Origin of the sequence: Serratia sp. 2880STDY5682894 (assembly GCF_001537385.1) — a bacterium.
GTDB classification, from domain to species: Bacteria; Pseudomonadota; Gammaproteobacteria; order Enterobacterales; family Enterobacteriaceae; genus Serratia; species Serratia nevei.
Map to the genome: position 1 here is coordinate 111,862 of NZ_FCJA01000001.1, position 12,787 is coordinate 124,648.

Sequence of the window (12,787 nt, forward strand, 5' to 3'; positions counted from 1 at the left end):
TTTATGTCACTTGTGGTATTGCAGTTTGATGGGGCCGGTGGTGGCCTGCAGGGGGCCGGAGTCGTAATTTTTGGGGAATAGCGCCGCCGTTTTCCCTTGCCAGCGATAGTCCACCCGGCCGTTGAGGCCGGCGGCATGGGCGTTGATCCACCAGATGGCTTGCCACTGCGCGGCGGAAAAGGCGAAGGTGAAGTTTTGTTTCTTGCCCTGGCCCGCCGGGAGATAGCTGGCGCTGCCGGAGATCGTTTTGAATTCGGACTTCAGAGACTCGGCGTCGAACAGCAGGCTATAGAAACCCACATCCTGCGGCGTCAGCGCGATGGCGTTCTGCCACGCCAGCCGGCTCTCGAAACTGGTGTAATCGGCGAAGGTCACCTTGAGTGCGATATCGCTCACCGCCGCTGTCGTTTCCAGCGTCACTGGCGGGAAGCTGGGCCATGCCATCGGCGTCTGTTGATCTGCCCAGCGCAGCTCTATCGCCATGATATTGAAGCCTTTCGGATCAAATCCCAGGCTGACGGTGCAGCGTTGAGGCTCGATCGGCTTATCCGGCCTGCTGGGTTCCGGCAGGGGCGTAGCGGTAAAGGAGATGATGCCGTCGGCCGGCAGCCGATTCAGCAGTTCGGCAATGTCGCGTTGCTGCTCCAGCAGATAGCGCTGGGGCACGGTGTCGTCGTATTCGATCTGGTAATTCAGCTTGTTGGGGATTTGTTCTGGCGACGAGATATTGCGTAGCGTGTTGGCGATCAGCAGTGAGGCGGTGTTTACCAACGCCTGGCGAACGCGAGCTTGCGTCTGTTCTGAAGGCGCATTGTCGAACTGCGCTTGCACAATGACGACGCCGGCGTCGATTTGTTGGTTCAGCAGCCTGGCGATCGCTTCCGGTTGCCGCGCCTGCTCGTTGAAGGCCAGGGTGACAAACGCGACCCAATCGGCCTGCAAACGGGCATTGACGCGGCTGTCGACGCTGAATCGGCTGCGGGTGAGAAAATAGACCTGGTCTTTTGTTCCCTGGATCGCGCCCGCCAGCCGGCCAGACTCCTCATGGGTCAACGCCATTTTGGACTGTTCAAATTCGACGCTGTAGGCGGCAGCAGCCGGCCGCTGCGCGAAGTGCAGCCACAGCGATTGCTGGATCTCCTCCTGCTCCAGGGTGATGGTTTCCGGAGCGGGGACGAAATGGCGGCGGATATAGTCCTCGATCGCAGCCCTGTCGACCGGCAGCTTCGGTGCGATGAAGGTCGCCAGGCCGCCGCCGGGGCTGGTCAGCAAATGCAGTGAGCTGATCTTGCCGGCCGGCGTTTCCTGCACCACCTGCGGCGTATAGCTGCCGTAGGTGTAACAGCCGCTGGGGCGCGTTTGGTCGTGAAACGCCAGCGCGCGGTCAAGAAGAAAGAAGTTTTGCAACGTACGTTGCGGATCCAATTCGTCGGTCATGGTGTATCACCCTTGATATCGATCGTTTGGTCGCCGGTGACATAAGGCGACCAGGGGCCAGTGGGAGTCTTGTAGCGGAAGCCGGCGGCGAAAATGGAGGTGACGTTCCATTTGTAGACGAAGCTCGGCTGCGAATGCGTAAAAGTGCGGTCGCTGATGCGCTCGCTGTCCTGCGGCTGAAAACTCAGTACGGCGCTGAGCGACTGCGGCGGCAGTCGAACGGTGATCGTCGCCTGCTGTGCGCCGAACTGCGGAAAACTGTAGGCGCCGATGGTGGCGTTTTGCACGATCGGGGCGGGTAACGGGACGGCGCCGTCGCCGGAAAGCGAATAGGCGGTCGCCTCAGCAAAAGTCGGGTCGCCCAGGATCGGTGCGCTGAAATAGGGCGCCGATGCGCTGAGCGCCCACGTTTGGCGCCAGTCGGCGGAGTAATAGGGGCCGCCAAGTCGGCTTTGCTGGGCGAACGTTGGGTCGAGATAAAGGGTCAGGAAGCGGCAAGGCAGCGCGGCGTAATCCAGCACCAGGTTATCCTCGTCGCAGCGACGTTGTTCGCCGGGCAACGTGCGGTAAACGCCGTCTTGCGGGTAATTCACGCGGATCTGGTAGAAAAACGGCTGTGCATCCAGCGCGCTGTTGTGAAACTTGAAGGTTAACCAGGTGCGGTCGGGGCGCAGCGCCAGCGTTTGCGTTTGCTCGATCGGGTAGATATTGCCGGGCGGTACGGTCAGCTGAATATCGATCGTAACGCCGGATTGCAGCCCCAGCGGGTAGGCGTAAAAGACGTTGATCTCTCGCTCTCCCGCCGGCAGCGGCGGTGCGGTGGTACGATGGATAATGGTATCGGGCGAAACTTTGGCGATCTGCTGCGCGGCGGCGAACGGATCCAACGTGAAGCAAAGTGGCCGCTGAGTCAGCGCGACATTGGCCAAATCGCACCGGGTCCGGCCGGTATGCGGGGGCGGCGTCAGCAGGATCTGCGCCACATTGCCGGCGGCGGGGCCGGCAGACGGCGCACCGTACAGGTTGTATAGCCGGTCGAGCAAAGCCTGGCTGAGCAACAGATCCCCGGCCGGATCGTTAGCCGGTGGCGGTGGGTCGATGTCGAGCGGCAAGCGGGTGAGGTTGCGGCTGAGGTAGAGGGTCAGCCCGTCGTAGGGAAAGACAATCCCGGTATCGCCCACGGCATGGGCACCTTCCACGCCGGCGGCCAGGGCCAGGATCAGCGCACGGGCATCAAATTCCACCCGGTAGGCCAGACGCGGCGATACGCCTTCGACGAAACCGTCCAGACGCGCGTTGAAGCCTATCGTCTCATCGAGCAGGGTGCGCTCGATCAACTGAGTGCTTGCCGCATTGAGCAGAATGATGAATTGACTGCACTGTGCCGAATACCAGGTGGTGTCGTAGTGCCGGCCGTACAGTTCGCTGTGGTAGTCGATGGGCACGTCGAATCCCAGGCTGCCCGGCAAGACCGGCAGCGCCTTCACCGCACAATCCGGATACTGTTGCTTGAATACCTGCAGGCTTTGTTCACCGGCGAACTGCAATTGCGTGGTGAAATTCAGCCAGCCGTAGAGGCTTTCGGTACTGTAGCTGCGCACGATATCCAGCGAGAAAGCCAACGGGTCGGCCGCCAGAATGCTGAGCGCCTGCGGATATAAATAATAGGCGTCGTTTTGCCGATACGCGGCGACGAAACGTTGATCATCGCAGATAAGAATGCGTTGGAAGTCGGGGTAGCCTTCATACATGATATTATTCTTCCGCTGCATTGATCATATTGTGGTAATCCTGGTGCCACTCGGCAGGCAGCGTTTTCAGCACGTTTTTAGGGCGTTGGTGATATTCGTCTTCATAGAGGTGTTGAACCAGCGCGTCACCGACCAGCACGCCGTTAGCATAAAAAGTACTGAGGGCGCATTGCGTTTTTTGCAGCGGAGAGTCAGCGCTGAGTTGCAGGTTATAAACGGTTAACTCACCGGACTGGAGAGAGAGGGCGGTAATTTCGCACTCACCGTGCCGAGTTTTAAGACGCATGCCTGAGGTCAATTCACGGGCAAGACAAATACCGTTTGCGGTGACGAAAGGGTGCCCCAGGCTGGCTTTTATGCGATATTCACGTGCCGCCTGGTCGCGGGCGGTAATGTCAATGTAATGCTGCTCCTGCCCCGTGGTGATATTCTCAATGCGTCTGGGGTGGTTATTGCAGCAAATAACGAATTCATCTGCCGTGAGGGCATTGATCGGCTTTTCTGTCCCATCCTGCATTAAAATCAACGTATCCTCTGCCAGGCAGCCATAAATAATCTGCATCGGTTTGATTTGTACGGTATTGAGCAGGCGGCGATCCGGATCGCTTTCTTTGGGCGCGTTAGTAATAAAGGCGGCGATGCTGCGGCCTTCGACATCAAGCGTAATTTTAAAAACGTAATAAACCATCTCGCCGGATTCAAAATCGACGCGGTTGAATTTCAGCCAGTCAAGATCCCAGGTGATGTTATTTCCGCTGATTCGGGTTGCGGCAGAATTAAAAATATTATAGCCGCCGTAAGGGGTGATTGGATCGCCGCCGGCGCGGGTGCGGATAAGATAAATGGTATTGCTGGCGTTGACCGGCTTGCCATTGCTGAGATCAATATTGCCAAAATAGGTGATGTTGCCTTTTATCGGCACTTTAACCGTGCCGTCCTGATCGTAGCCGGTGCGATAATCACAGTCGCCATCGTCACGCGTCAGGCAAATCTTGATCATGCGCTGGTTATACAGATTCCTCGGGGAATCGTTGATCATTTCTTTCGGGTAGCTTTGCGTCGTGACGATTTCGGCGCCGTAAACGGTTTGCTGGCCGACCGTTTGCGCGAAGGTATAGATCACCGTAACCGGAAAGCTGCCGCCGGTCTGGCTTTGCGGATAGTCACCGCTGGCACCGATGGTGCAGTCCGCCGTGTAAACGTAGTCGCTTTTGTATTCCACCTTGCCGACGTTATCGGCGCCGCCGTCGAACAGGCCGAGGGTTTGCGTCACATTGGTCGCCTGAACCGGCAGAGAGCCGATGGCGTCGGTTTGATAACGTTTACCGTCGGTGGAATCCAGCCTGACGATGCTGTACACCGGCTGAGCGCCGCTGGTGTTGGCCTCGCTCATCCGGCCTGCGACCCGTTTGACGCGTTTCGTCTGCTGCCAGAGCTGGGTGAATTGCGGTGCGGCGGCGGCGGTGACGCCGGCCAGTTTTAATTGAATATCATAAAATTCGGTTAAAATCGGATCGCCTGGCTCGATAAGAAATACGCCGCTGTTCTCGTATCGGTCGATAACGTTTTTTACGATGCGTTTCTCATCTGACGTATAATCTTTTGCGAGCATAATATCGGCACCAATAAATTAATGGCATTGCCAGAGATGCACGCCATCATCATGGCGTGCCCATCGTTTTAACAGGCGTTATTTGCAGGTTTCTTTACAGTAAGCGTAAATGGCGCTCAGGCAATCTGAAGATAAATACTGTTCGAATTCCGCATCGGTGGGTTCAATATCGACATCCAGCGTCATTGCATAAAGTTCTTGAGCAAACATGTCTTTAGTGGCAGCGGGTTTGTTTTTAAAATAGGTTTTTATTTTGCCTTTGCTCACTTTCCGAATCCAGGCAAACTCACCGCCAATGGCCACTTTCCCGGTGAAAGTGAAGTCTTTACTGGTATAAACGCTGATGTCATTGGGGTAAACCTGATATCTTACCACCTGTTCCACGCCGATATTTTGATTGGTTTCTTCCCAGGTTTCTCTTTTTATTACATTCAACGCAAAGTTTTTTCCATCGACCGGGCCATCTTTAGCATCGGCGGTGCCGCCAAATAACATCGGGCAACCTCTGGCAAAACCTTCGTTCTTTAACCCTAATAGAATAAAATCGGAATTGCCGACAGCTTTGGGCGCGCTATCAAGAATGACATACTTTTTAATAGGCATAGTCAGATCCTTATACGCAGGATGGTATAAAAAGGAGGTGGTGAATCGCTTTGTCGCCGCGTTTTACTCACATTCAACAATAGCAATGGCGCTTGAAAAAGCAATACATACATAAAAATAAATTAAGTGTTTATTCTTGCATAACAGATAATCAATAAAATCACGGCGTTGTAAAAGAGGAGGAATAGTTTAAGAAATCAAAAAAACAGAATGTTTTTTGCGGTTTTTATTTTCTTATTGGCTTTAATTTTAATAAATCAATGTGTTGAGTGTGGTTATGATTTTAAATGGCTCTAATCATTAGTTGTTTAATCTTTTATATATAGTGAATTAATTTATCATTACTGTGCGCATCATTGACGGAGTAATAAATAAAATTCGCAGCGGAATGATTGCCACGGTGAGCAATCAAGACGGATGAGGCGGGGCAGCAGGCTGCCCCAGGTCAGGGTTTAGGTTAACGCCCGCAGGCTGCCGATCTCTTCCCAACCGAAATGCGCCGCTTCGGCCAGCACGTCGCACACTTCGCCGCCGGCGGCAACCACTGCTGCGTCGAGCGCGGTGCCGTGCAGCAGATGGCTCACCAGCAGTGCGGTGAACAGATCGCCGGTGCCTTTGACCGCCGATTTGACCTTCGGATGGGTAAAGCACTGCGCTTCCTGCCGGGTGACCAGCATTAAACCCACTTCGTCTTCGTGCTGTGCCACGCCCGGCGCGCTGGTGACCAGCACCCATTCGGTGGTGTCGTTCAACAGCGCCTGCGCGGCGTGTTGCGTCTGCTCCCGGCTGCTCAAAGAGCGGCCGCACAGCTGCTCCAGTTCGAAACCGTTCGGCGTCAGGCCGTTGGCCAGCCGCAGGAACGGCGAGCGATAGCAGTTGACGATGCGCTCATCCACGTAGATCCCTTCGCCGTAATCGCCCATCACCGGATCGATATAGATCTTTATCTGCGGATTGAGGGCGCGCACCCGCTGCAGCCAGTTGGCCAGAATATGGCACTGCATCACATCGCCCAGATACCCGACGATCACCGCCCGGGTGCGTTTCATCACGCCGCGGGCGATCAGATCGTCGAGAAAGCCGCCGAACCACTCGCCGGAGATGACGCCACCGTGCGGTTTGCCGTAATAGGGTGGGCAGCCGAACAGCACGCTGGGCACCTGCAGCGCTTCCAGCCCCTTTTTCAGCAGGGCGCGGTAGGCGATACCGTTGCCGACGCTGCCGTAGACCACCTGAGATTGAATGCTGATCACGTCGATGGACGGTGACCGTAAGGGTGAAGTCTGTTGCATGAGTTACATCCTTGGTTCGTTATTATCCAGCCAGCGGGCGAACACCTGCCGCGCACGCTGTTCCAGCTGTGTGCCGTGGCGCGCCGCCTGTTCGCGCAGGCTTTGGGGCGCAACGCCGGCCAGTTCCAGCTCGCAGGCATGGCCAATCAGCCAGCGTTCGATATCGCGATGATCCGCCTCCAGATGGAACTGCAGGCCGAGCGCAAACCCCTGATAGTCGAAGGCCTGATGCGGACAAACCGCCGTGCCGGCCAGGCAGCGGGCGCCCTCCGGGATCGTGAACATATCGCCGTGCCAATGCAGCACCGGCGTATCGGCCAGCGGCGCCAGCGGCGAGTCGTCTTCCGCCGCTAGCGTGGTCAGCGGGGCGAAGCCGATCTCTTTGACGCCGAGCGAGATCACGTCGGCGCCCAGCGCCTGGGCGATCACCTGAGCGCCGAGACACACCCCGAGGGTCGGCCGCCGCTGCGCCAGGCGCTGTTTGACCAGCGCCAATTCATGGTCGAGAAAATCATAGCGCAGCGCGCCGGAAAAGTGCTGGGCAGCGCTGATCGGCCCGCCGAGCACCACCAACAGATCGGTCTCTTCATTATTGATAGCACGAATATCATCGCGGCCGGCATCGTAATAGTCGATCTGATAGCCACGCAGCGAGAGCAGGGAACCGAGGATGCCCAGGTTTTCAAAATTGACGTGTCGAATGGCGACGGCTTTTTTCATTGTTTAACCTCGTGAGCGTGGGTGAACGGCGTCAGCGCCAGCGACTCGCCCAGCACGATGATGCCTTGCGCGCCGCTCTGGTAGACGATACGGCGTTCGCTGACCTGGCTGAGCTGCACCTGATAACCCTGCGCAGCCGGGAACAGCGCGCAGGCCTGCTCCAGCTGATCGGCGGCCCAGGGGGTGAACATCTCCAGGCGGGCAAAGGCTTTTCCTGCATACTGAATGTCGAGCACGTAATGTTTATCCATGGAACCCCTTACTTTTGGCCGCGGAAGCTGCTAATCTTGTTTGAACTAGTACAAAAGGATTTATGTATGACTTCATTGTATGCAAAAGGCGGCGGCGCTGTCCAGATTGCCGAGCAGATCGCCGCACGCATCAAAGGCGGCACGCTGCGACCGGGTGAGCTGCTGCCACCGGTACGCCAGCTGGCGGCGGAGCTGGAGGTCAATGCGAATACCGTCGCCAGCGCATACGCCCGATTGCGCGATGCCGGTCTGGTGGCGACGCGTGGGCGGGCGGGAACGGTGGTGCTGGAACCGCCGCTGGCGGCGGTGAGTGCGACCTATACGCCGCGCCAGGTGCCGGCGGGAATGTGCGATCTGGCCAGCGGCAATCTGGATGCCGCCCTGTTGCCGGCGTTGGCGCTGGGCGCGGCGGAGGGATTCCCGCAACAAAACGGCTATGACATCAGCGGCGATCTCCCGGTACTGACCGGCCTGGGGCGCGAGTGGCTCGGCCGCCAGGGCGTTAGCCTGGGGGAGCCTGCGGTATTCTCCGGCGCGCTGGACGCGATGGAAAAGGCGCTGCGCTGCCATATGCAGCCGGGCGCGGCGGTGTGGGTGGAAGACCCCTGCTGGCCGCCGCTATTGACGCTGCTGCGCCACCTGCGTTTGCGGCCGCTGCCGCTGGCGATGGATGAGCAGGGATGCCGGTTGCCGGAAAGCGGAGCGGCGGGCGCGGTGATCCTGACGCCGCGCGCCCACAATCCGACCGGCGCCTCGCTCTCTGCGCAACGCGCGCAGCAGTGGCGGTGTTTTCTCAGCGAAAATCCGCAGTGTCTGGCGATCGTCGACGATTTCTGGGGGCCGCTGTCGCAGCAGCCGCTGCATCTGCCGTTCGACGGCGATCGCGGCCTGTACGTGCTGTCGCTGAGCAAGTTTCTCAGCCCGGATCTGCGCATCGCGCTGGCCTGCGGCAACCCGATGTTGCTGCAGGCGATGCGCGCCGATCAGTACATCAGCGAACGCTGGGTCAGCCATATCTTGCAGCAGATTGCCGCCAGACTGTGGGGGCAGGCCTTGCAGGAGGGGCAGCTGCAGCAGGCGCAACAGGCGTATCAAGCCAGAAGGGATGAGCTGGTGCGACGGCTCAACGCGCTGAATCACACGGCGCTGGCGGTGGGTGAAGGGCTGCATCTGTGGTTGCCGGTGCGGTCGGAAACCGCCGCCGCGCAGCTGATGGCGCAACGGGGGTGGCTGGTGCAGGGCGGTGAACCTTTCCGCCTGAAGGGCGACCCTGCGATCCGCGTCAGCCTGGCCAACGTCGTGCCGGCGCAGCTGGCGCCGCTGGCGCAGGATCTGGCCGACGCCATGCGGGCCAGCGCGGCGATCAACTAGGCCGGCGTCAGGCTCTCCTCCGCCAGCAACTGCAGTGAGGTGAGCCGGGCGCTCGGTTCGCCGATCGGCGTGTCGATGATGAACTCGTCCACGCCGTAGCGCTGCTGCAGCTGCGCCAGTTGCTGATGCACCTGCGGCGCAGTGCCGAGCAGGATATGGCTTTCTCGGGGTTCGATGCGGTAGTCGGTGGCGCCGGCCTGCTGCACGAAACTCTCCGCCTGGGCCAGGCTGCCGACGGTCACGCTCTGCTCACCGGCGACGTGCACGCGGTATTGCTGAATATCCGCCGCCAGCGCCGCGGCCTGTTCCGCGTTTGGCGCCGCGATCGCCGCCACCGCCAGCAGCGCCTTGCGGCCACCGCTCAGTGCGGTGTAGTGCGCCAGCGCCTCGCGGATATCCTGCGGATTGCCGTTCAGATGCGCGGCGAACACGAAGGCCCAGCCGGATTCGGCCGCCAGCGTCGCGCTCTCTTTGCTGGCGCCGAGCAGAAAGCGCTGGGCGGCGTGCGGCGGCAGCGGTGTGGCGCTCAGTCCCGGCTCGGCGTCGTCGTTCAGATAGGCGGTCAGCTGCGACAGCTGCTGCGGGAAAGCCGGTTTGTTTTGGCGGTCATGAGCGGCCTGCAGCGCCTGGGTGGCGAGCGGCAGCCCGCCGGGCGCTTTGCCCACCCCGAGATCGACGCGCCCCGGTGCCAGCGCCGCCAGCAGGTTAAAGTTTTCGGCCACCTTGTAGGCGCTGTAGTGTTGCAGCATTACGCCGCCGGAGCCGATGCGAATGCGCGACGTCTGGCCGAGCAGGTAGCCGATCAGCACTTCCGGCGACGGGCAGGCGAGCTGCGGCGTGTTGTGGTGCTCCGCCAGCCAGAAACGCCGATAGCCCCAGCGTTCCGCCTGTTGCGCCAGATGCAGCGTGCGCGCCAGCGCCTGAGCGGCGCTTTCCCCGTCGGCGATCGGACTCTTTTCCAATATGCTCAAGGCATAAGCCATTTTCCCGCTCCTTTCCTCATCAGATATGCCTGACAAATACCATGCGGGCGGCGCGTGCCTTAATACTGATTGGCGATAGGATATTCCATTGATCCAAAACGGATTTGGATATGCGCAGAACAGAATAATGCCTAAGCGACGAAATGTTGAACGCCGTTCGGTGTAAACAACACTGGGTTTTAGATGCACACCTGAGGTTCAGGTATCTGAAATACCTGAGTGGAAAAACCTGACTCGTTTAATAAACTTGCCAGGAGCAGTTTCTTTAAACACGATCGCTTTGCAGTGATACGTGATTTTTTTGCAGCCTTTTGTTGATTGTCATGGCCGGGCTTTCTACCCATTTGAAGCTTAAATAGGCAAAAGCACTTGAAATGATCATCGACAGTACAATATTGATGTAGGGCGATGCCACAAATACGGATGCGATGACTTGCTGTGTTGGAAATGCCCAAAGATAAATGCCGTAGGAGATATCATTTTTTATCTTAAACTTTTTCAGATAGGACGTCGATGCGCAGTATAATAGAAGCATAGTGGCGAAAACGTAAAATAACGCGGTCTTGCCGACCTCATCGTTGACGATAAAGAAAGCGATGAGTGCGATAATGGCTATTGCCAACAGGTCGCGGGTGGTTACCCGATCTTTCAGTATTGCCAGAAGGCAACCTATTGCAAAAAAAGGATAAAGTAAATAGATGCTTGGGCTGTCTGATTTCGCAATCAGATGACCTTTTAACGGCGTAAAGGGCTCAACGAGTATGACGATTGATATGAATGCGATAAATAGCTTCTTGTAGGGGCCAAAGATAAGGCTTGTCAGGTATATTAAGAGCAAATAAGAATATGCCTTCGCTTCCATAGGAATAGTCCAAAGAGAACCGTTTATGGCGTTGGTGGCATTGTTGCTAAAGACGCCGGGGAGATGGTACTGAACATCAAGTTTTAATGTTTTAATGACATAAGACCAAACGTCACTTGATATGAAATAATCGGAAAGACTTAGTGTGCTTAACCAAGGGCTAATGATGAGTGCTGATACGATGACCGTTAGCGCATAAGCTGGAAAAACCCTGAGAAAGCGTGAGCTAACATAATTTATTATTTTGCCATTGACAAGGAGACTATTGGTAACGAGTAGGCCGCTGATTAGGAAAAAGGTTTTTACGGCCAACCCACCGAATGAAACATGTCCCAGCAAGGTTATTTTGTATAAGATGTCATTACTGCCCTCTGATGGAGATAGGACGAAGGCATGGGCATAAATAACAAAATAAGCGCATAGAATCCTAATTAAATCAAGGTTGTTGTTTTCTCTTTTTATAAATTGATCAATGGTAATTGCTTTCATTCATAAACCACATTATTAAAATTTACCCGTCAGTATATTAACATTGTCGATGCAGGACAGGAAGGCAATTGCCCACGGTTGTATCCCTGTATCTCGGGAAAGCAATCGTTCTGCTATCGCTCCTCATTGCAGAGTGATACGCGTTGTGCCATTGCAGTAGCGGCTACAGCAGCCCGCGTTGCCGCAGCGTGAAGCGGGTGGCCTCGTTCAGATCGTACTCCGCCAAGCGCTCGCGCGGCACCCAGGCGTAGTCGTCAAACTCGTCGTTGATCGTCACGTCGCGGTTGGCGGCATGGCAGTCGAAAATCAGGTAAATCATATAGATTTGCTCGCGGCTGCCGTCGGCGTAGGTTTTGATGCGCACGTCGTCGCGGAAGGTCCAGGGCGTGATGCTGTCGAGGATCAGCGCGGCGCCCAGCTCTTCGCGCACTTCGCGTCGCAGCGCCTGTTCTATTTGCTCACCCGGCTCGACGCCGCCGCCGGACAGCGCCCACTGGCCGGGGAATACGCCCTTGTGCGCGGCCATCTTGCACAGCAGGAAGGCGTTATCGTTTTCAATCAGCGGGCAGACAATGATGCGTTGGCGCATGGAAGACTCCTGTCAAAAAACAAACCCGCAGGGTAGCAGGTTTGGGGGCGTAAGATCGGAAGCCGGATCGCGTTCTGCGCGAGAGAAAATTTTTTTGTTCCGCAGCGCTTAACGCCTTGATAAAGGAGTAATCTGGCGGGGTTGCGAATTCACTTAAGAGGGAACTTTATGAATTACCAGGTGGTGCCGTTTTGGTTTTACTCCGGCAAGGTTCTGCTGGCGGTACTGGCCGCGATCGGATTGGGGCTGTGTGGCGTCAACGCGGCGATTTTTTACTGCCTGCTGTTCGGGATTGCCTGGCCGGTCGCCGTTTCGATGCGGTTGCATCAGTGGGTGGAAAAGGGCGTGGCAATGAATCCCCGGCAGGCTTCGCAGTGGATGGTCTATGTGCAGGGCATTCCGGTACAGGAAACCCGCCAGGTGTTAACCAATCCCTGTTTTGCCCTGGAAAATCAGATGCGAGCCTTTTTTCTGCGCGCTTTCGCCGGGAAAGTTGTGCTGCAGATGGCGCTGTTGCTGCTGTTGATCGCGCAGCTGGCGGCGGTGAGCCCGTGGATCGCCTTGGCCGGCGCATTGTTTGGCGCCTGGCTGGTGTACCGATCCGTCGAGGGTGCGCGCGCGTTGCGCGAAGTGGCCCGGCAAAGCTGGGTCAGCGAGCGGTTAGTCACCGCACAAGACACCGTCTGGTATCGGGCGGCGTTTAACGGCCGTAAAGGGACGGTGGCGGCGTTGGATCGCCTGCTGGCGTGGTGAAAATGTGAAGGGCAGAAGACGGGCTTTCGCTCGTCGTTCTTCAACCGGGCGTCAATCGATAGTGTTATTGAGTA

At 57.1% G+C, this 12,787-nt stretch carries 12 protein-coding genes; 2 read left to right on the plus strand and 10 right to left on the minus strand.

Features of this window, described 5'->3' with window-relative positions; genetic code table 11:
• Positions 1-6: 6 nt before the first annotated feature.
• The 7 genes from AWX27_RS00495 to AWX27_RS00525 all read right to left on the minus strand — a co-directional run bounded on the left by AWX27_RS00495 (position 7) and on the right by AWX27_RS00525 (position 7,666).
• Positions 7-1,437, minus strand: a complete 1,431-nt coding sequence (locus AWX27_RS00495; protein WP_060418688.1) for a hypothetical protein — start codon at positions 1,435-1,437, stop codon at positions 7-9.
• Positions 1,434-3,188 (minus strand): hypothetical protein, encoded by a 1,755-nt coding sequence (locus AWX27_RS00500; RefSeq protein ID WP_060419683.1) that lies wholly within the window; start codon positions 3,186-3,188, stop codon positions 1,434-1,436. Before AWX27_RS00500 ends, AWX27_RS00495 begins: the two co-directional genes overlap by 4 nt.
• 4 nt (positions 3,189-3,192) lie before the next feature.
• The gene (locus AWX27_RS00505; RefSeq protein WP_060418690.1) at positions 3,193-4,800 is read right to left on the minus strand and encodes a Hint domain-containing protein; all 1,608 of its coding nucleotides are present in this window, start codon (positions 4,798-4,800) and stop codon (positions 3,193-3,195) included.
• A 78-nt stretch (positions 4,801-4,878) separates the two neighbouring features.
• The gene (locus AWX27_RS00510) at positions 4,879-5,403 is read right to left on the minus strand and encodes an NUDIX hydrolase (RefSeq protein WP_060418693.1); all 525 of its coding nucleotides are present in this window, start codon (positions 5,401-5,403) and stop codon (positions 4,879-4,881) included.
• A 452-nt stretch (positions 5,404-5,855) separates the two neighbouring features.
• Entirely contained in the window at positions 5,856-6,695 is an 840-nt protein-coding gene (locus AWX27_RS00515; RefSeq protein WP_060418696.1) for a PfkB family carbohydrate kinase, read from the minus strand.
• Between the two features lie 3 nt (positions 6,696-6,698).
• Positions 6,699-7,415: a glutamine amidotransferase gene (locus AWX27_RS00520; protein ID WP_060418700.1), complete on the minus strand. Its 717-nt coding sequence runs from the start codon at positions 7,413-7,415 to the stop codon at positions 6,699-6,701.
• A complete protein-coding gene (locus AWX27_RS00525) occupies positions 7,412-7,666 on the minus strand; it encodes a hypothetical protein (protein WP_060418703.1) in 255 nt (84 codons plus the stop codon). The genes AWX27_RS00520 and AWX27_RS00525 overlap by 4 nt, the downstream gene beginning before the upstream one ends.
• A 66-nt stretch (positions 7,667-7,732) precedes the next feature.
• Between AWX27_RS00525 and AWX27_RS00530 the strand changes: the two genes are divergently transcribed.
• The gene (locus AWX27_RS00530) at positions 7,733-9,037 is read left to right on the plus strand and encodes an aminotransferase class I/II-fold pyridoxal phosphate-dependent enzyme (protein WP_060418705.1); all 1,305 of its coding nucleotides are present in this window, start codon (positions 7,733-7,735) and stop codon (positions 9,035-9,037) included.
• On the opposite strand, the gene AWX27_RS00535 is transcribed toward AWX27_RS00530, so the two are convergent.
• The 3 genes from AWX27_RS00535 to nudI form a co-directional block, all read right to left on the minus strand.
• On the minus strand, positions 9,034-10,020 hold the full coding sequence (locus tag AWX27_RS00535; RefSeq protein WP_060418708.1) for an MsnO8 family LLM class oxidoreductase: 987 nt from the start codon (positions 10,018-10,020) through the stop codon (positions 9,034-9,036). The two genes, AWX27_RS00530 and AWX27_RS00535, sit on opposite strands and share 4 nt — an antisense overlap.
• 265 nt (positions 10,021-10,285) lie before the next feature.
• Entirely contained in the window at positions 10,286-11,371 is a 1,086-nt protein-coding gene (locus tag AWX27_RS00540; protein WP_060418711.1) for an acyltransferase family protein, read from the minus strand.
• Positions 11,372-11,534: 163 nt separating this feature from the next.
• Positions 11,535-11,960: a nucleoside triphosphatase NudI gene (gene nudI / locus AWX27_RS00545; RefSeq protein ID WP_060418714.1), complete on the minus strand. Its 426-nt coding sequence runs from the start codon at positions 11,958-11,960 to the stop codon at positions 11,535-11,537.
• 168 nt (positions 11,961-12,128) lie between these two features.
• Between nudI and AWX27_RS00550 the strand changes: the two genes are divergently transcribed.
• A complete protein-coding gene (locus AWX27_RS00550) occupies positions 12,129-12,713 on the plus strand; it encodes a hypothetical protein (protein ID WP_060418717.1) in 585 nt (194 codons plus the stop codon).
• Positions 12,714-12,787: the final 74 nt, after the last annotated feature.